This window comes from Streptomyces sp. ISL-1 (assembly GCF_018614585.1).
Classification (GTDB): domain Bacteria; phylum Actinomycetota; class Actinomycetes; order Streptomycetales; family Streptomycetaceae; genus Streptomyces; species Streptomyces maoxianensis.
Window position 1 is genome coordinate 19827 of the sequence record NZ_JAGGOI010000026.1, and the last position, 18751, is coordinate 38577.

At 70.4% G+C, this 18751-nt stretch carries 17 protein-coding genes; 14 read left to right on the top strand and 3 right to left on the bottom strand.

The features are described from left to right. Window positions 1-51: 51 nt before the first annotated feature. The 4 genes from J7E87_RS19035 (at window position 52) to J7E87_RS19050 (ending at window position 4977) form a co-directional block, all read left to right on the top strand. The gene (locus J7E87_RS19035; RefSeq protein WP_215095521.1) at window positions 52-1245 is read left to right on the top strand and encodes an argininosuccinate synthase; all 1194 of its coding nucleotides are present in this window, start codon (window positions 52-54) and stop codon (window positions 1243-1245) included. Between the two features lie 77 nt (window positions 1246-1322). Beyond that, window positions 1323-2750: an argininosuccinate lyase gene (gene argH / locus J7E87_RS19040; RefSeq protein ID WP_215095523.1), complete on the top strand. Its 1428-nt coding sequence runs from the start codon at window positions 1323-1325 to the stop codon at window positions 2748-2750. A 134-nt stretch (window positions 2751-2884) separates the two neighbouring features. Beyond that, window positions 2885-3436: a TetR/AcrR family transcriptional regulator gene (locus J7E87_RS19045; RefSeq protein ID WP_215095525.1), complete on the top strand. Its 552-nt coding sequence runs from the start codon at window positions 2885-2887 to the stop codon at window positions 3434-3436. Next, window positions 3433-4977: an MFS transporter gene (locus J7E87_RS19050; RefSeq protein ID WP_215095527.1), complete on the top strand. Its 1545-nt coding sequence runs from the start codon at window positions 3433-3435 to the stop codon at window positions 4975-4977. The genes J7E87_RS19045 and J7E87_RS19050 overlap by 4 nt, the downstream gene beginning before the upstream one ends. A 112-nt stretch (window positions 4978-5089) precedes the next feature. Here the strand turns inward: J7E87_RS19050 and J7E87_RS19055 are convergent, their stop codons facing one another. Then, a complete protein-coding gene (locus tag J7E87_RS19055) occupies window positions 5090-5779 on the bottom strand; it encodes a 1-acyl-sn-glycerol-3-phosphate acyltransferase (RefSeq protein ID WP_215095529.1) in 690 nt (229 codons plus the stop codon). A gap of 232 nt (window positions 5780-6011) precedes the next feature. On the opposite strand from J7E87_RS19055, the gene J7E87_RS19060 reads away from it, so the two are divergent. From J7E87_RS19060 to J7E87_RS19070, 3 genes are all read left to right on the top strand, one after another. Then, window positions 6012-7169 (top strand): glycerophosphodiester phosphodiesterase, encoded by a 1158-nt coding sequence (locus J7E87_RS19060; RefSeq protein WP_215095531.1) that lies wholly within the window; start codon window positions 6012-6014, stop codon window positions 7167-7169. Window positions 7170-7253: 84 nt separating this feature from the next. Beyond that, complete coding sequence (locus J7E87_RS19065; protein ID WP_215095533.1) at window positions 7254-7793, top strand: sigma-70 family RNA polymerase sigma factor; 540 nt, start codon at window positions 7254-7256, stop codon at window positions 7791-7793. 36 nt (window positions 7794-7829) lie between these two features. Next, entirely contained in the window at window positions 7830-8333 is a 504-nt protein-coding gene (locus J7E87_RS19070) for a GNAT family N-acetyltransferase (protein ID WP_215095535.1), read from the top strand. A 27-nt stretch (window positions 8334-8360) separates the two neighbouring features. On the opposite strand, the gene J7E87_RS19075 is transcribed toward J7E87_RS19070, so the two are convergent. Both J7E87_RS19075 and J7E87_RS19080 read right to left on the bottom strand, forming a co-directional pair. After that, entirely contained in the window at window positions 8361-8795 is a 435-nt protein-coding gene (locus tag J7E87_RS19075; RefSeq protein WP_215095538.1) for a hypothetical protein, read from the bottom strand. Window positions 8796-8797: 2 nt separating this feature from the next. Then, a complete protein-coding gene (locus J7E87_RS19080; RefSeq protein WP_215095540.1) occupies window positions 8798-9157 on the bottom strand; it encodes a hypothetical protein in 360 nt (119 codons plus the stop codon). Between the two features lie 70 nt (window positions 9158-9227). Between J7E87_RS19080 and J7E87_RS19085 the strand changes: the two genes are divergently transcribed. The 7 genes from J7E87_RS19085 to cobT all read left to right on the top strand — a co-directional run bounded on the left by J7E87_RS19085 (window position 9228) and on the right by cobT (window position 18687). Further along, window positions 9228-9875 (top strand): HAD family hydrolase, encoded by a 648-nt coding sequence (locus tag J7E87_RS19085; RefSeq protein WP_215095542.1) that lies wholly within the window; start codon window positions 9228-9230, stop codon window positions 9873-9875. A gap of 375 nt (window positions 9876-10250) precedes the next feature. After that, entirely contained in the window at window positions 10251-11333 is a 1083-nt protein-coding gene (locus J7E87_RS19090) for a methionine ABC transporter ATP-binding protein (RefSeq protein WP_215095544.1), read from the top strand. Further along, complete coding sequence (locus J7E87_RS19095; protein WP_215095546.1) at window positions 11330-12001, top strand: methionine ABC transporter permease; 672 nt, start codon at window positions 11330-11332, stop codon at window positions 11999-12001. The genes J7E87_RS19090 and J7E87_RS19095 overlap by 4 nt, the downstream gene beginning before the upstream one ends. Window positions 12002-12071: 70 nt before the next feature. After that, complete coding sequence (locus J7E87_RS19100; RefSeq protein WP_215095548.1) at window positions 12072-12932, top strand: MetQ/NlpA family ABC transporter substrate-binding protein; 861 nt, start codon at window positions 12072-12074, stop codon at window positions 12930-12932. A gap of 147 nt (window positions 12933-13079) precedes the next feature. After that, window positions 13080-13730 (top strand): GNAT family N-acetyltransferase, encoded by a 651-nt coding sequence (locus tag J7E87_RS19105; protein ID WP_215095550.1) that lies wholly within the window; start codon window positions 13080-13082, stop codon window positions 13728-13730. Window positions 13731-13834: 104 nt separating this feature from the next. Further along, the gene (gene cbiE, locus J7E87_RS19110) at window positions 13835-15124 is read left to right on the top strand and encodes a precorrin-6y C5,15-methyltransferase (decarboxylating) subunit CbiE (RefSeq protein ID WP_215095552.1); all 1290 of its coding nucleotides are present in this window, start codon (window positions 13835-13837) and stop codon (window positions 15122-15124) included. Window positions 15125-15456: 332 nt separating this feature from the next. Beyond that, window positions 15457-18687, top strand: a complete 3231-nt coding sequence (gene cobT, locus J7E87_RS19115; protein WP_215095554.1) for a nicotinate-nucleotide--dimethylbenzimidazole phosphoribosyltransferase — start codon at window positions 15457-15459, stop codon at window positions 18685-18687. The last annotated feature ends 64 nt before the right edge of the window (window positions 18688-18751 follow it).

The following is an 18751-nucleotide window of genomic DNA, read 5'->3' on the forward strand; positions in this document are numbered from 1 at the left end:
GGAGGTCTGCATAGTTATACCCATCACCGAATGCACCGTAAGGAGAAACCCGTGACCGAGCGCGTCGTACTCGCCTACTCAGGCGGTCTGGACACCTCCGTCGCCATCGGCTGGATCGCCGAGGAGACGGGCGCCGAGGTCATCGCCGTTGCCGTGGACGTCGGCCAGGGCGGCGAGGACCTGGACGTCATCCGCAAGCGCGCGCTCGCCTGCGGTGCGGTCGAGGCCGAGGTCGCCGACGCGAAGGACGAGTTCGCCGACGAGTACTGCCTCCCGGCGATCAAGGCCAACGCTCTGTACATGGATCGCTACCCGCTGGTCTCGGCCCTCTCCCGGCCGACGATCGTCAAGCACCTCGTCGCCGCCGCCAGGAAGCACAACGCCGGCGTCGTCGCCCACGGCTGCACCGGCAAGGGCAACGACCAGGTCCGCTTCGAGGCCGGGATCTCCGCGCTCGGCCCCGACCTGAAGTGCATCGCTCCGGTCCGTGACTACGCGATGACCCGGGACAAGGCGATCGCCTTCTGCGAGGCGAAGCAGCTCCCGATCGCGACCACCAAGAAGTCGCCGTACTCCATCGACCAGAACGTCTTCGGGCGGGCAGTCGAGACCGGCTTCCTGGAGGACATCTGGAACGCGCCGATCGAGGACATCTACGAGTACACCTCGAACCCGGCGGAGCCGCGCGAGGCCGACGAGGTCGTCATCTCCTTCAAGGAGGGCGTCCCGGTCGCCATCGACGGCAGGCCCGTCACCGTCCTGCAGGCGATCCAGCAGCTCAACGAGCGGGCCGGTGGGCAGGGCATCGGCCGGATCGACATGGTCGAGGACCGGCTCGTCGGCATCAAGTCCCGCGAGGTGTACGAGGCTCCGGGCGCCATCGCGCTGATCACCGCGCACCAGGAGCTGGAGAACGTCACGGTCGAGCGCGAACTGGCCCGTTACAAGCGGCAGGTCGAGCAGCGCTGGGGCGAGATGGTCTACGACGGTCTGTGGTTCTCGCCGCTCAAGCGGGCCCTGGACGGCTTCATCAACGAGGCCAACCAGCACGTCACCGGCGACATCCGGATGACCCTGCACGGCGGCCGCGCAGTCGTCACCGGCCGGAAGTCCGAGGAGTCGCTGTACGACTTCAACCTGGCGACCTACGACTCGGGTGACACGTTCGACCAGTCGAAGGCGCAGGGCTTCATCGAACTCTTCGGCCTGTCGGCGAAGATCGCCGCGAAGCGCGACCTGATCTGAGCAGTAGCGTGATTTCCGCCTCCTCACCCGCGGGGTGGGGAAGCGGTCGTACATACACAGCCGTGAGGAGCACAGCAGTGAGCAGCAACAGCGGTGACGTCCGGCTCTGGGGCGGTCGTTTCGCCGACGGTCCCGCCGAGGCGCTGGCCAAGCTGTCCGCGTCCGTCCACTTCGACTGGCGGCTCGCGCCGTACGACATCGCGGGATCCCGCGCTCACGCGCGCGCGCTGCACAAGGCGGGGCTGCTCACCAAGGACGAGCTGGCCCGGATGCTCGCCGGGCTCGACCGGCTCGAAGCGGACGTGGCGTCGGGTGAGTTCGTGGGCACGATCGCCGACGAGGACGTCCATACGGCGCTGGAGCGCGGGCTGCTGGAGCAGCTCGGCCCGGACCTCGGCGGCAAGCTGCGGGCCGGCCGGTCGCGGAACGACCAGGTCGCGACACTCTTCCGGATGTATCTGCGGGACCACGCCCGGGTCATCGGCGGCCTGATCGCAGAGCTCCAGGACGCGCTGGTCGGCCTGGCTCAGGCGCACCCGGACGTGGCGATGCCCGGCCGTACGCACCTCCAGCACGCCCAGCCGGTGCTCTTCGCGCACCATGTGCTGGCGCATGTCCAGGCGCTGTCGCGGGACGCGGAGCGGCTGCGGCAGTGGGACGAGCGTACGGCCGTATCGCCTTACGGCTCGGGCGCGTTGGCCGGGTCATCGCTCGGGCTCGACCCCGAAGCGGTCGCCGCGGACCTGGGCTTCGAGCACGGATCGGTGGGGAACTCCATCGACGGCACGGCGTCGCGTGACTTCGTCGCGGAGTTCGCCTTCATCACCGCGATGATCGGTGTCAACCTCTCCCGTATCGCCGAGGAGATCATCATCTGGAACACGAAGGAGTTCTCCTTCGTCACGCTCCACGACGCGTTCTCGACGGGCTCGTCGATCATGCCGCAGAAGAAGAACCCGGACATCGCGGAGCTGGCGCGCGGCAAGTCCGGCCGCCTCATCGGCAACCTCACCGGCCTGCTGGCCACCCTGAAGGCCCTGCCGCTCGCGTACAACCGCGACCTCCAGGAGGACAAGGAGCCGGTCTTCGACTCCTGCGACCAACTGGAGGTCCTGCTCCCGGCGTTCACCGGGATGATGGCGACGCTGACCGTCAACCGCGCGCGGATGGAGGAGCTGGCCCCGGCCGGTTTCTCGCTCGCGACCGACATCGCGGAGTGGCTGGTGAAGCAGGGGGTGCCGTTCCGTGTGGCGCACGAGGTCGCGGGCGAGTGCGTCAAGGAATGCGAGCAGCGGGGCATCGAGCTCGACGAGCTGACCGACGCGCAGTTCGCGAATATCTCCGGGCATCTGACGCCCGAGGTCCGCACGGTCCTGAACGTCGCAGGCGCGCTGGCGTCCCGCAGCGGGCGCGGGGGTACGGCCCCGTCGGCAGTGGCGGCGCAGCTGGCGGAGGTCAAGGCGGACCTGGCAATCCAGCACGAGTGGGCCACGGCGAAGCGGTAGCCGTCCCGGCCCCGTCAGAGGTCCTCCAGCGCCGCCGCCCGGTTGACGGGCGGCGGCCCTGAGTTTTGCCCTTCGGGCGGCGTCCTCACAGCCCACATGAGACATTCGTGTCTCATGTGGGTTATGGTTGTCTCATGACAGTCGATCGTGACCAGGTGCTGCGCACCGCCGCCGCCCTGCTCTCCCGCAAAGCGACCGCGACCATGGACGAAGTCGCGCGCGCCGCGGGCATCGGACGCGCCACGCTGCACCGGCACTTCGCCGGGCGGCACTCCCTCGTCAAGGCCCTCGAAGACCTCGGCATCAAGGAGTTCGAGGCCGCACTCGAAGCCGCCCGCCTCGACGACGGCACCGCCGAGGACGCTCTGCGCCGGCTCATCGCCGAAGTGGAGCCCGCCGCCCCGCTGCTCGCCTTTCTCGTCACCGAGAACCAGCTCTTCGAGGGCGACCAGATGCACGAGGGCTGGAACCGCCTCGACGCCCGTGTCTCCGCGCTCTTCCGGCGCGGACAGGAACAGGGCGAGTTCCGCATCGACCTCACGCCCGCCTGGCTGACCGAGGCCCTTTACGGGCTCGTCGGCGCCGGCGCCTGGTCGGTGCAGGAGGGCCGCGTCGCGGCCAAGGACTTCCAGTACATGATCGCCGAGCTGCTGCTCGGCGGCGCACGACGGAGCGTGGAGCAATGACCAGTACCGACCAGCAGGCGACGGCAACCGAAGCCACGCGCAGCCCCGGCCGGTGGCTCGCGCTCGCCGTCCTTGTCCTGGCGGTGCTGCTGGTCGCCGTCGACGCGACCGTCCTCGGCCTCGCCACGCCGTTCCTCAGCGAGGACCTCAAGCCGTCGGGCACCCAACTGCTGTGGATCGGCGACGTCTACTCGTTCGTCATCGCCGGTCTGCTCGTCTCGATGGGCAGCCTCGGCGACCGTATCGGCCGCAAGAAGCTGCTGCTGGTCGGCGCGGTCGCGTTCGGCGCCGTGTCCGTGCTCAACGCGTACGCCACAAGCCCCGAGTTGATGATCCTCGCGCGGGCCATGCTCGGCGTGGCCGGCGCCACCCTGATGCCGTCCACCCTCGCGCTGATCCGCAACATCTTCCACGACCCCAAGGAACGCAGCCTCGCCGTCGGAATCTGGGGCGCGGCCGCCTCCGCGGGCGCCGCCGTCGGGCCCGTCGTCGGCGGCTTCCTGCTCGAGCACTTCTGGTGGGGCTCGGTCTTTCTGATCAACCTGCCCGTCATGGCCGTGCTCGTGCTCGTCGGAATCAAGCTCCTGCCTGAGTCCCGCGACCCCAGCCCCGGCCCCTGGGACCTGACCAGCGTCGCCCTCTCCCTGATCGGCATCGTCAGCGTCGTCTACGCCGTCAAGGAAGCGGCGGTGCACGGCGTCCGCGCGGACGCCGCTGCGGCCGCGGCCATCGGGCTCGCCGCGCTGTACTGGTTCGTCCGGCGGCAGTTGACACTCGCCTCGCCCCTGCTGGACATGCGGCTCTTCCACCACCGCGGCTTCTCCGGCGCCGTGCTCGCCGACCTGCTGACCATCTTCGGCCTGTCCGGCCTGGTCTTCTTCCTCTCGCAGTTCCTGCAGCTGGTCCAGCTGCGTTCGCCGTTGGAGGCAGGACTGATCGAACTGCCCGCCGCGATCGGCGCGGTGGGCGCGGGACTGATGGCCGGCCATCTCGCCCGCAGAGCCTCCGTACGCAGCGCCGTGTCCGGCGGACTGACGGCCGTAGGTCTCGCCCTCGCCGCCTGTACGGCGATCAGCGCGTCCACCGGCGTCGCGGCGCTCGGTATCGCACTGTTCGCCGGAGGCGTGGGAGCGGGCCTGGCGTTCACCGTGACGGCGGACGTCATCCTCTCCAGCGTGCCCAAGGAGCAGGCGGGCGCGGCGTCCGCGGTGTCCGAGACGGCGTACGAACTGGGCGCGGCCCTCGGTATCGCGCTGCTCGGCTCGATCGTGACGGGCATCTACCGCGGCTTCACCGCACCGCCGGGCGTTCCGGCCGAGGCGGCTGCCGCGGCACACGACTCCCTCGGCGGCGCGGTCGATTCGGCGAGGGATCTGCCGCGGGAACAGGGCGCCGCGATGCTGTCGGCCGCGCAGGACGCCTTCACCGACGGCTTCCAGGCGGCGGCCGCGATCGGCGCGGCGGTGCTGTTCGCAACGGCGGTCGCGGCGTGGTTCCTGCTGCGGGGGCAGAAGCTCGAGGAGGGCGTCGCGCACCCGTGAGGGGAGCATCGCGCGCCCGTGACCGAAGCATCGCGCGCTCGTGACCGAAGCGTGCGGCACGACGAAGGGCCGGCCCCGTGCGGGTCCGGCCCTTCGCCCGTGCTCGCGTCCGTCAGGCCGCCTTCGCCTTCGTGGCGTACATGTCCACGTACTCCTGCCCCGACAGCTGCATGACCTCCGCCATCACCGAGTCCGTGACCGCCCGCAGCACATAGCGGTCGCGGTCCATGCCCTCGTATCGCGAGAACTCCATCGGCTCGCCGAAGCGGAGCGTCACCCGGCCCGGCCGCGGCAGCCCCGCCCCGCCCGGCTGGAGCTTGTCCGTGCCGATCACCGCGAAGGGGACCACCGGCGCGCCGGTCATCAGCGTCAGCCGGGCGATGCCCGTACGGCCGCGGTAGAGCCGGCCGTCGGGGGAGCGGGTGCCCTCCGGGTAGATGCCGAAGATCTTGCCCTCCTCCAGCACCCGACGGCCCGTCATCAGCGCGGCCACGCCGCCGTTCGCGCCGTCGCGGTCCACCGGGATCATTCCGCTGCCGGTGAAGAACCAGGCCATCAGCCGGCCCTTGAGGCCCTTGCCGGTGACGTACTCGTCCTTGCCGATGAAGTACACCGGACGGGCGCACACCAGCGGCATGATCATCGAGTCGATGAACGTCAGGTGGTTTCCGGCCAGGATCACAGGACCGGTCCCCGGGATGTTCCCGACGCCCTCCACGCGGAGGCGGAACATCAGGCGCAGGATCGGGCCGAGCACTGCCTTGATGAGCGACAAGCGGGACAACGGGTCCTCCGGCGTCATGGACGGTGTCGTGGGGGCGGACGGTGACGGCAGGCGAAGTCTCTGCAGGTGAGGACGATACTCGTGGGTCACACGTGATCGCACATCGGGTTCACGGAGCGGATACGCAGTGTTGATGTGTGTTTTCGCTGCGTTCGCCCAGCGTCTGCCGCGGGTAAGGCGCTGCCGCCTAGCATCAGGCGTCGCTCGACAGGTGCGGGACATCACACGCGGGACAGACGGAGGAATGTCAATGACTCAGGGTGCGGACAGAAGTCCGGGACGCCGGACCGTCATAGGAGCGGCGGTGCTCGGCACGGCCGCTCTCGGCGTCGGCGGCGCCACCGCGGCGCCCGCCGAGGCCGACGAGCGCCACGGCGGCCATGGATCCTCCTACCGGGATCTGCCCCACCCGACCGTCATCGCCCATCGCGGCGCCAGCGGCTACCGGCCCGAGCACACCATCGGCTCCTACCAGCTGGCCCTCGACATGGGCGCGCACGTCATCGAGCAGGATCTGGTGCCGACGAAGGACGGCCATCTCGTATGCCGTCACGAGAACGACATCACCGGTACGACGGATGTCGCCGCGCACCCGGAGTTCGCCTCCCGCAGGACCACCAAGTCCGTCGACGGCGTCAGCCTCACCGGCTGGTTCACCGAGGACTTCACGCTCGCCGAGCTGAAGACGCTGCGCGCCAAGGAGCGGATCCCCGGCAACCGTCAGGAGAACACGCTCTACGACGGGCGCTGGGCCGTGCCCACCTTCGAGGAGGTGCTTCGCTGGGCGGAGAAGGAGGGCCGCCGGCGCGGTCGTCCCGTCTGGCTCCATGTCGAGACCAAGCACCCCACGTACTTCCGGGGGCTGGGGCTCGGTCTGGAGGAGCCGCTCGCGAAGCTGCTCCGCCGGTACGGACGCGACCGCCACGGCTCGCCGGTCTTCCTGCAGTCGTTCGAGCCGACCAGCATCCAGCGGCTGGCGAAGCTGGTGTCCTCGCCGCGCGTGGTGCTGCTGTCCGGCGCGAGCACGCGCCCCTGGGACTTCGTCCAGGCCGGCGACCCACGCACGGTCGCCGACCTCGTCAAGCCCGCCGGCCTGAAGTGGATCGCGTCCTTCGCGCAGGGCATCGGCCCGACCCTCGACCTGATCATCCCGAAGGACGCGAGCGGCAAACTGGGCACGCCGACGACGCTGGTGCGGGACGCGCATGCGCAGGACCTGATCCTGCACCCGTACACAATGCGCAACGAGAACACCTTCCTGCCCGCCGACTTCCGGCGCGGCACCGACCCGAACGCCTACGGTGACGCCTTCGGCGCGTTCAAGGTCTACTTCGAGACAGGCATCGACGGCATCTTCACCGACAACGCCGACACCGGGCTGCTCGCCGCCGCCGACTTCCGCGGCTGACAGCTTCCGGCGTCCGTCCGCCCGTACGGGTGAGTGTGCTGTCGCGCGGCAACCATCGCCGCGCGACAGCACGTCACGGTGGGTATGAGCCTTCGCCACGAAAGCCCCGCCCAGGTGGTCAGCGCGCTGGGCTCGCTGGTGAGCGCCGAGGCGACGGCGGAGGCTCCGGCCGCCGCGACAGAGGCCCGGGACCTCGAACAGGCCGTGTGGGTACGGCTCCTCGAGCGGCTCGGCCGGGACGGTCCGCCGTCCGACGCCGCGCGCTGGGTCAGGTCGGCGGTACGCGCGGAAGCCCGCCGCGCCCGTCGCAGGGCTGCCCGGGAACTCCCGTACGGTCATGCCCTCGCTGACCCCGCTGACCCGGCGGGCAGCCCCGAGGGGGCCGTGCTGAGGTCCGAGCGGCGCCGCCTCATTCGTGCGGCGGTCGCCCGCACTCCGGGGGACTGTCCCCGGCTGTTGACCGCGATACTGTCCCCCGACGACCCCACCTACCGCGAAATCGCAGGGGAGTTGGGAATCTCACAAGGGAGTCTGGGGCCGATGCGTTCCCGCTGCCTGGGATGCCTGCGCAGAATGCTGACGGCAGAGGTTGCGGCTCCTGAACTCGGGGGAAAGGAGCGGTAGACAACCGGCGGACAGGTGAGCGGGAGGCATGCGCACATGGGCATGAGCGTGACCATCTCAGCGGCAAGCGCACAGGACGCGGAGCACATCCTGAAGCTGCAGTATCTGTGCTATCAGACCGAGGCCGGGCTCTACGGCGACTACGGAATAGAGCCCCTCACCCAGTCACTCGACGATCTGAAGGCCGAACTGGCCCAGGGGCAGGCCCTGGTGGCCAGGCTCGGCGACGAGGTGGTCGCCTCCGTACGCGGCAGGGTCGACGAGGGCGGCACGGCCCGGCTCGCCAGGCTGATCGTGCATCCGCGGTTGCAGCGCCACGGTTTGGGCGGGCGGTTGCTCGACGCGATCGAGGAGCGATTCGCCGGCGAGTCGGGCGCCAAGCGGTTCCAGCTCTTCACCGGGCACCGCAGCGAGAGCAATCTGCGGCTGTACCGCAGCCGCGGCTATGTGCCGGTGGCCAGCGAGCAGGTCGGCCCGAAACTCACACTCGTCACGCTGGAGAAGGAGGCGCCGACGCGGGCATACGTCGCCACCGCCTAGTACTCCTACGGCTGGAGTGCTGGAGCACTAGGACTTGCCCCGGCCCTGCCGGGACCGGCGCAGCCAGAGCATTCCGGTGACCGGAAGCAGCACCGGGATGAAGATGTAACCCATCCCGTATGCCGACCAGACCGTCGAGTCGGGGAAGGCGGACGGCTCGACAACCGTCCAGGTCCCCACGATCAGTACGCCCGCGAGCTCGGCGGCGCAGCACACCAGCGCCGCCTTGCGGGCCCTCTCCCCGCCGCGTACGAGGGTGTACGTGATGAACGCGTACACCACGGCCGCCACAGCCGAGAGTGTGTGGGCCAGCGGAGCCGAGCCGTAGTCGGTGAGGATCTGGTACACCGAGCGCGAGACGGCGCCGACGGACATCACTCCGTACAGCCAGACCAGCAGGAGTCCGGGCCCCTGAACCAGCCTGGCCCGGCCCTTGTGGTCCTCGGTGGCGGACTCGGCCATCGTCAGCCTCCCCAGATGTCGTAGAGCCGTACTTCCAGCACCGCGAGAACCACGGCGCCCGCGGCGACTGTCGCGGACCCCCAGCGGGTCCGCTCGGCCAGCGACAGGAAGCCGGCCGCCGGGACCGCCGCGAACGAGCCGATCAGGTACGCGAGGAAGATCGCGGTGCCCTCGTGGGCCTTCTCGCCGCGCGCCAGCTGCGCGATCCCGACCACCAGTTGCCCAAGCGCCAGCACCGACACCACGGCCATGCCGATGAAGTGCCAGTCCTTGGTGGGCTGGTCGCGGTAGGCGGCGAAGCCGCACCAGGCGGCGAGGGCGAGCGCGGTCACGGCGACCGCGACCGTCAGGGCGTCAAGCATGGCCCTGAGCGTATTACGGGCCAAAAGGCCTGATGCGCGCGGCCCCGTGCGGCCCGTAGGGTCGACGACCATGAAGATCCACGCCGAAGCACTGCTGTTCGACAATGACGGAACCCTCATCTCCTCGCTGGAGTCCGTCCACCGCTGCTGGACCAGGTGGGCCCAGGAGTACGGAATCACGGCGGAGGACTTCGCCCGCGTCGAGCTGCACGGCCGCCCCGCCGCCGAGATAGCCGCCGATCTGCTGCCCGCGGACGTGGTGCCCGAGGCGGTGGCCCGTATCGAGCAGCTCGAGGTCGACGATGTGCCCGGGGGAGTCGTCCTGCTGCCGGGCACCGCCGAACTGCTGGCGCAGCTGCCCGCCGACCGCTGGGCCGTGGTCACCTCCGCGAGCCGGAGGCTGGCCGAGGCCCGGCTCGAAGAGGTCGGCATCCGGCCCAAGAACCTGATCACGGCCGACGACATCACACGCGGCAAGCCCGACCCGGAGCCCTTCCTGCTCGGGGCGCGGCGACTCGGCGTGGACCCGGCGCGCTGCGTGGTCTTCGAGGACGCCCCGGCGGGGCTGACCGCGGGGCGCGCCGCCGGCATGCGAACCGTGGCCTTGGCCACAACACACGAGTCCACCGAGCTGCTCGCCGATGTGGTCGTCCATGACCTCTCGGCAGTATCCGTGCAGGCCACAGCGTCGGGAGTGGAGATCGTCACGGCCGGCTGAGCCTGGCCACATGGCGTTTCAGGGATGTCCGCTATTCGGACAATGCTGATCGCTCCGTACTCCTGTCTGTTTTACTGGCCGACATGACCACGATGAGCAGCCGCACCCTTGCGACCGAGGCGATCACGACGCCCGGTGCTCGTTGTATGTGTCGAATGTGCGCCTTCTGAGGGCCCCTGCCTGAGCCTCGCGCCCCGAAGCGAGACCCGACGGCCGAGCCGAACCCGATGCACCGCCCGGACCGCATCGGGCCGAGCCTGCCCCGCGCACGCGTTGCCCCCGGCCACCAGCCGTGTCAGCCGTGCGCGTCGGAACCCGAATGCCCCGTGCCCGGCGCACACCCGCGCCGTGCACTCGACAGTGACGGAAACCCCTGTGATCACCACAACAGGCCTGACCAAGGTCTATGAGTCGCGAGGCCGCAAGGTCACCGCCCTGGACGGTGTCGACCTGCACGTCCGTGAGGGCGAGGTCTTCGGAGTCATCGGCCAGAGCGGCGCCGGAAAGTCCTCGCTCATCCGCTGCGTCAATCTGCTGGAGCGTCCCACCTCCGGCACCGTGACCGTCGCCGGCCAGGACCTCACCGCACTGGCTGGTCGCGGCCGGCGCGCCACCAAGGAACTGCGCGAGGCGCGCAGCCGCGTCGGCATGGTCTTCCAGCACTTCAACCTGCTGTCCTCGCGCACCGTCGAGGACAACGTCGAACTGCCCCTGGAGATCCTCGGGATCTCGGGCGCCGAGCGCTCGCGCAAGGCCCTGGAGCTCCTCGACCTGGTGGGCCTCGCGGACAAGGCCAAGGCGTACCCCGCACAGCTCTCCGGCGGCCAGAAGCAGCGCGTCGGCATCGCCCGGGCGCTCGCCGGCGACCCCAAGGTGCTGCTGTCCGACGAGGCGACGAGCGCCCTGGACCCCGAGACCACCCGCTCGATCCTCCAGCTGCTGCGCGACCTCAACCAGCAGCTCGGACTGACCGTTCTGCTCATTACGCACGAGATGGACGTCGTCAAGACGATCTGCGACTCGGCGGCCCTGATGAAGAAGGGGAAGATCATCGAATCCGGCACGGTGAGCGGACTGCTCGCGACCCCCGGCTCCGAACTGGCGCGGGAGCTGTTCCCGGTGGACGGCGAGGCCTCCGGGCCCGAGAGCACGGTCATCGACGTCACTTTCCACGGCGAGGCCGCCACGCAGCCGGTGATCTCCCAGCTCTCGCGCACGTACAACATCGACATCTCGATCCTCGGCGCCGCGATGGACACCGTCGCCGGCAAGCAGATCGGCCGGATGCGCATCGAGCTCCCGGGCCGGTACGAGGACAACGTCGTCCCGGTCGGCTTCCTGCGCGAGCAGGGCCTTCAGATCGACATCGTGGACCCCGATGAGGCTGCCGCCCCCGCCGAGCCGGTCGCCCTCCCCGCGCAGGGCGGCGCCGCGCTGCTCGAGGAAGGTGCCAAGTGACCTGGTCGGAGATGCAGCCGCTGCTGAGCCAGGGCACCCTCGACACCCTCTACATGGTGCTGTGGTCCACCCTCGTCACCGTCGCCGGCGGACTGCCGCTCGGTGTGCTGCTCGTCCTGACCGACAAGGGCGGGCTGCTGCAGAACACCCCGGTGAACAAGGTCGTCGGCGTGATCGTGAACATCGGCCGCTCGCTGCCGTTCATCATCCTGCTGATCGCCCTGATCCCCTTCACCACGCTGGTCGTCGGCACCTTCATCGGGCCCACCGCGATGATCGTGCCACTCGCCGTCGGCGCCATTCCGTTCTTCGCGCGGCTTGTCGAGACGGCGATCCGCGAGGTCGACCACGGACTGGTCGAGGCCGTCCAGTCGATGGGCGGCTCCATTGCGACGATCGTCCGCAAGGTGCTGCTGCCGCAGGCCCTGCCCTCGCTCGTCTCCGCCGTCACTACCACGGTGATCGTGCTCGTCGGCTACTCGGCGATGGCCGGCGCGGTCGGCGGCGAGGGGCTCGGATCCAAGGCCGTCACCTACGGATTCCAGCGCTTCGAGACCCAGTTCATGCTCATCACGGTCGTCATCCTGGTCGGCATGGTCACCGCCGTGCAGCTCGTCGGTGACGGCGCCGTTCGACTCCTGGCGCGCCGGGGCCGTACCGCTTCCTGAAACCTCGTCCCGCACAGCCCGCACTCCTTGTCCGGGCGCTGTTCCGCTCCACCAGAAAGAGGCACTCTTCGTGCGTAAGAACATCAAGCTCACCGCTGCCGCCGCCGCTGCCGCCGCTCTCTCCCTCGGCCTCACCGCCTGCGGTACTGCGTCCGACCCGGCCGCCAAGTCCGACTCCGGCGCCAAGGCCGACGAGTCCAAGGCGCTGGTCGTCGCCGCGTCGCCGACGCCGCACGCCGACATCCTGGGCTACATCAAGGACAACCTGGCGAAGAAGGCCGGACTGAACCTCGAGGTCAAGGAGTTCACGGACTACGTCCTGCCGAACACCGCCACCGACAACGGCCAGGTCGACGCCAACTTCTTCCAGCACAAGCCGTACCTGGACGACTTCAACAAGAAGAACAAGACCCACATCGTCCCGGTCGTCAACGTGCACCTGGAGCCCCTGGGCCTCTACTCCAAGAAGTCCAAGGACATCAAGGAGATCAAGGCCGGCCAGACCGTCGCCGTCCCGAACGACACCACCAACGAGGGCCGCGCGCTGAAGCTGCTCGCGGACAACGGCCTGATCACCCTCAAGGACGGCGCGGGCACCGACGCCAAGCTCTCCGACATCAAGGACAGCAAGGGCCTGAAGTTCAAGGAGTTGGAGGCCGCCACGCTGCCCCGCGCCCTGAACGACGTCGACGCCGCGGTCATCAACGGCAATTACGCCATCGAGGCCGACCTCAAGCCCGCCCGGGACTCCCTGGCACTGGAGAAGGCGGACGGCAACCCGTACGCCAACTTCCTCGCCGTCAAGGAGGGCAACGAGAAGGACGCCCGCGTCGAGAAGCTCGCGAAGCTCCTCAACTCCCCCGAGGTGAAGAAGTTCATCGACGACAAGTACGCCGGCTCCATCGTCTCGGCCTTCGGCCCCGTCAAGTAGCCCTCGCCGCAAGCCCCTTGAACGAGGCCCCGCGTACCGCCCTCCGGTGCGCGGGGCCTCGTCGCAGGCCCACCCGGCCATGCACATCCGCCACCCGATGCTGCATGCTGTGCCTTTACGGCTACGACCCTTACGACGGTCTTCGGCATGGAGCTGCGCATGACTACCACCTTCCCGGACGTGTCCATCAGCACGGAGCGGTTGGTGCTGCGCCCCTTCGAGGAAGCCGATGTCCCGGCGCACACCGAGATGATGAACGACGAACAGGTCACCGCCTGGACCTCGGTGCCGCAGCCGTACACCGCCGCCGACGCCGAGGAGTGGGTCCGCAGTATCGCTCCTGCTGAGCGCGCGGAAGGCCGTGGAATCGTGCTGGCCGTCACCGAGTTCCTCACCCAGCGGCTCGTCGGCACCGTGCATCTGCAGAACACCAACTGGCGCACGCTCGCCACCGAGGCCGCGTACGTCACCGCCCCCTGGGCGCGCGGTGAGGGCTACGCCACCGAATCGGTGCTGGCCGTCGCCCAGTGGCTGTTCCGCGACCAGAAGTTCGAGCGCCTGGAAATCCGCACGGCCGCTGACAACACCGCCTCCCAGCAGGTCGCGCAGAAGATCGGCTGCATCAGCGAGGGCGTCCTGCGCAATGCCTGGATAGCCCGTACGCAGACGGAGGACGGCAGCTGGGCCGACATCCGCACCGATCTGATCGTCTGGAGCCTGCTGCCCGAGGACCTCGAGGGCGTCGCCGAGCAGATGGCGGATGCGGGGGGCTACGCCTCCTTCACCGACTGGAACTGACGGCAGCCGGTCGGGGCCGGCCACCGCCGCGCCAGGTACTCTCACCGTGCCCGCACTCATACGGGGCTGCCCCGACCTGCGACAACACCAGGAGACTGACGACGATGGCCGACCGGGTCACGGTGATCGGCTGGGACGGTTCGCCGCTCACAGCCGCGGCCAGGTCCGCCCTGGCCGCCGCCACCCTGGTGGCAGGGGCGGCCCACCACCTGGCGCTGCCCGAGGTGCCGAAGGGCGCCGAGCGCATCCGGCTCGGCAGTGTCGACCTCGCCGCCCGCCGGATCGCGGGCCACCGTGGCAGCGCCGTAGTCCTCGCCGACGGCGACCCCGGCTTGTTCGGCGTAGTGCGCACCCTGCGCGCCCCGGAGCACGGCCTGGAGGTAGAGGTCGTACCGGCCGTCTCGTCCGTCGCCACTGCCTTCGCCCGGGCGGGCATGCCGTGGGACGACGCCCAGATCGTTGTCGCCCACGGCCGTACGCTGCGCCGCGCCGTCAATGTCTGCCGGGCGCACCCCAAGGTCGCCGTCCTCACCTCCCCGGGCGCCGGGCCCGCCGAGCTCGCCCTGCTCCTCGAAGGCGTGCACCGCACCTTCGTCATCTGCGAGGAACTCGGCACGGAGCGTGAGCGGGTCACCGTCCTCACCTCCGACAAGGTCGCCGACCACGTCTGGCGCGACCCGAATGTCGTGATCGTCATCGGCGGCGCGGTGACCGCCGCGGTGCCCGGCGGGGGCTGGATCGCGGGTCGCGAACCCGGCTATCCGCCCGCGGCGCGCGGCTGGGCACTGCCCTCCGAGGTGTACGGACATTCGTACGAAGGCCCCGGCGAAGGTCCCGGCGAAGGCGTGGCACAAGGCTTCGGCAAAGGCCTCGGACGGGGCGTCGGCGAAGGCGAGTCGCTGCAATTGCGCGCCGCCCAACTGGCCCGGCTCGGCCCCCGCATCGGTGACCTGGTGTGGGACATCGGCTCCGGCAGCGGCGCGCTCGCGGCGCAGGCGGCCCGCTTCGGCGCCGCCGTCATCGCCGTCGACGCGGACCCGGCAGCCTGCGGTCGTACCGACGCCACGGCCCGGCAGTCGGGAGTCCAGCTCCAGGTCGTCCAGGGACGCGCGCCGCATGTGCTGGAGCGGCTGCCCGAACCGGATGTCGTACGGATCGGAGGCGGGGGGGTACCGGTGGTGACCGCCTGCGCCGACCGGCGCCCGCAGCGCATCGTGACCCATGCCTCCACCCGGGACGACGCCGAGGCGATCGGCGCGGCACTGGCCGCGGGCGGCTACGCGGTCGAGTGCGCCCTGCTGCAATCCGTCGAACTGGACACCGAGGACTGGTCGGAGCGTGAGCGTTCCGTCGTCTTTCTGCTCTCCGGCAGGCGCCTGGACCGCGCCCCCTGACCCCGCGCCGCGCGGCGCGGGGTAGGCTGGCCGATCGTTGTACCGCACCCGGTCGTTCGTCGCTTCGTTCGTCAATGTCCGGAAAAAGGGGGCGCTTTGGCTCCCATTTGTGGTACGTCGGAGCCGGGGGAAGCGCAACGTGGCGCAGCCCACAGCGAACCGTGGCGGATCTCCGTGCCGCGGTGGTGAACGGCCGCGAGAATGCTTGGGGTCCGTGGGTCATCGTGCCGCTCGGCGCACACGCTCGTTCTTGTTGACGGGCGTCAGGTGTGCCGCGATCGGGCGTCCCGGGCGATGGGCGAAGGAGCACAAGCGATGGGCGAGGGGTACGCATGACTGACACCGGCCAGATCCCGGGCGAGGGGCTGCCGGAGAACGCAGGCATGGTGGCGCAGCCGGGCATCCCCGCTCCGGGCGCGTACACCTACCTCGAACCCTCCGAGAACGGTCCGGAAGAAGACGATCTGCTGCTGATGCCGGGGGCGCAGGGAGCGTGGAGCGACCCGCAGCCGGCGCAGCCCGTACAGCAGGGCCCCGTTGGGCTCGGGCATGGCGGTCAGGCTCCGGTGGCGATGCCGGCGCCGGTCGCTCAGGCTCCTGGGCCTCCTGGGGCGGAGTATGTCGCTGCTGAGTACCACGCTTCCGGGCAATTCGTTCCTGAACACGCCGTCTCTGGACACCACGGGTCCGGGGCCTTCGTCTCCGAATCCCATGCCGAGGTGCCCGCGCAGGTGCAGGCGCCTGTGGCCCAGGAGTTCGCAGCTCCCGGTTTCGCCGCGCCCGCCTTCGCGCAGGAGCAGTTCGCTCCGGCGCAGGAGCCCGTCGCCGAGCCGGTCGCGCCCGTCCACGACGTGAACGAGGCCGGCGCGCACGAGTCAGGCGCGCACGAGGCCGGGGGCCGTCACTCCGGCTCCGTCGACCTCAGTGCCGTACGGGTCCCGGCTGAGGCGTCGGCCGCGCCGACGCCTCAGCCAACGCGACGCCCGCTGCACATGGGCCCGCCGATGCCCGACAGCACCGGCGGCGTGGTGCGCTCTCTCGCGGACCGCGGTCCTGCGGGTACGACGCCGCCGCACGCCATGCGCGTTCACACCCCCGGGCCGCCCACATCGGGCCTGGAGTACCTCGACATTCCGCGCGACGAAGCGGGCGCCGTGCTGCCCGGGCCGCAGCTGGGCGAGATCCCGCCGCAGGCCGGGACCCCCTGGGACCCGCAGCCTCCGCAGTTCCAGACGCCGCCTTCCGTACCAGCAGAAACGGTCGTCCCAGAGTCCGCGTCGGTCGCTCCAGTCGCACTGGTCACACCTGAAGCGCCAGTCACTCCGGAAGCCGCCGCGGTAGCTGCCCCGGCACCCGAGCCGCAGCCGGAGGCTGAGCCGGGAGAGTCTGCCCCTGCCGGGCAGTTCGTCCCCGGCGAGGGATCGCTCCCCAGCCCCCACCTGACGCCGACGCCGGTAGCCGTGCTGGTCGAGCCGGAGCCCGCGCCGGAAGCGGTGCCGGAGCCCGCAGCGGTGCCCGAGCCCGTACAGCCCGTACAGGAAGTGGCGGCAGCGGTCGCCGAGCCCGAGCCCGCGCCCGAAGCCGTCGCGCCCGAGCCGGTGCCTCCGGCCGTCGCGCCCGAGCCGGCCGCGTCCGTACATGTGCCCGCGCCACGCCACGGCGGCTCGGAGCCGCTCGCTGAGCCCACCGCCGAGCCGGCTGCGGAGGCCGAACCTGTCGTAACTCCCCAAATCGCCGAGGTCGTCGAGGTCGCCGAGGAGGCAGTCGTGGCCGAAGTCTCCGCGCCGGAAGCCGAACCGGAGCCCGAGCCCGAGCCGCTCGCGGTCGACGGGGCGCCCGCACCCGGTTACGACGACGCCGAACGCGAAGCCGTACTCCGCGTCATGCGCGAGCGCCGGGACATCCGTAACGGCTTCCGCAGCGACCCCATCCCGCACGACGTGCTGCTCCGCGTCCTCGAGGCCGCCCACACGGCTCCCAGCGTCGGCCACTCGCAGCCCTGGGACTTCGTCGTCATCCGCTCCGCCGAGACCCGGCGCACGATGCACGAGCTCGCGCAACGTCAGCGAGAGGCGTACGCCAAGTCGCTGCCGAAGGGCCGGGCGAAGCAGTTCAAGGAACTGAAGATCGACGCGATCCTCGACACCCCGGTGAACATCGTGGTCACCGCCGATCCGACGCGGGGCGGCCGCCACACGCTGGGCCGGCACACCCAGCCGCAGATGGCCCCGTACTCCTCCGCACTCGCCGTCGAGAACCTGTGGCTCGCCGCCCGCGCCGAAGGCCTCGGCGTCGGCTGGGTCAGCTTCTTCGACGAGCGTGAGATGGTGCGTGCGCTGGGGCTGCCGGAGCACCTCGAGGCAGTGGCGTATCTCTGCGTGGGTTACGTCGACGAGTTCCCCGAGGAGCCCGAGCTGATGCAGGCGGGCTGGTCCAAGCGCCGTCCGCTGTCGTGGGTCGTCCACGAGGAGACGTACGGCCGGCGCGCGCTGCCCGGTGAGGAGCCGCACGATCTGCTCCAGGAGACCGTGTCCAACATCCGCCCGCTGGACGCGAAGGCGCTCGGCGAAGCGTGGGAACGGCAGAAGCGGATGACCAAGCCGGCGGGCGCGCTCGGCATGCTGGAGATCATCTCCGCGCAGCTGAGCGGTCTGTCCCGGATGTGCCCGCCGCCGATCCCGGAGCCCGCAGCTGTCGCGATCTTCGCGGGCGACCACGGGGTGCACGCGCAGGGGGTCACATCGTGGCCGCAGGAGGTGACGGCCCAGATGGTGGCCAACTTCCTCGGCGGGGGCGCGGTCTGCAACGCGTTCGCCAATCAGGTGGGCGCGGAGGTCTGCGTGATCGACGTGGGTGTGGCCGGAGACCTGCCCGCCACACCGGGCCTGCTGCCGCGCAAGGTCCGCGCGGGTACGGCGGACTTCACAACCGGCGCCGCGCTGACCCGCGAGGAGGTCCTCTCGGCGATCGAGGTCGGCATCGAGACGGCGCGGGACCTCGTGGCGGCAGGCAACAAGGCGCTGCTGACCGGTGAGATGGGCATCGCGAACACCACGGTGTCGGCGGCGTTGATCTCCGTCTACACCGGCATGGACCCGGGCGAGGTCACCGGCCGCGGCACGGGCATCAACGACGAGATGCACGCGCGCAAGGTCGACGTGGTGCGACGCGCGCTGCAGCTTCACGCGCCGGACGCGGCGGACGCGGTCGGCGTCCTGTCCATGGTCGGTGGCCTGGAGCACGCGGCGCTGGTCGGCTTCATTCTGGGCGGCGCGTCGCTGCGTACGCCGGTGGTGCTGGACGGCGTTTCGGCGGGCGCGGCCGCGCTGGTCGCCCGCGCGATCGCCCCCGAGGCGCTGGCGGCCTGCATCGCGGGCCACCGCAGCGCCGAGCCCGGCCATGTGGCAGCCCTCAACAAGCTGGGCCTGCGCCCGCTGGTCGACCTGGACCTGCGGCTGGGCGAGGGCACGGGCGCCCTGCTGGCGCTGCCGGTGGTGCAGAGCGCGGCGAGGGCGATGCACGAGGTGGCGACGTTCGACTCGGCGGGCGTGACGGAGAAGTAGCGCGGCGTGGGCGTTGGGGGCACGGTGCCCTCAACGCCCCCGGCCCGTAAGGTGGACGCCGGGA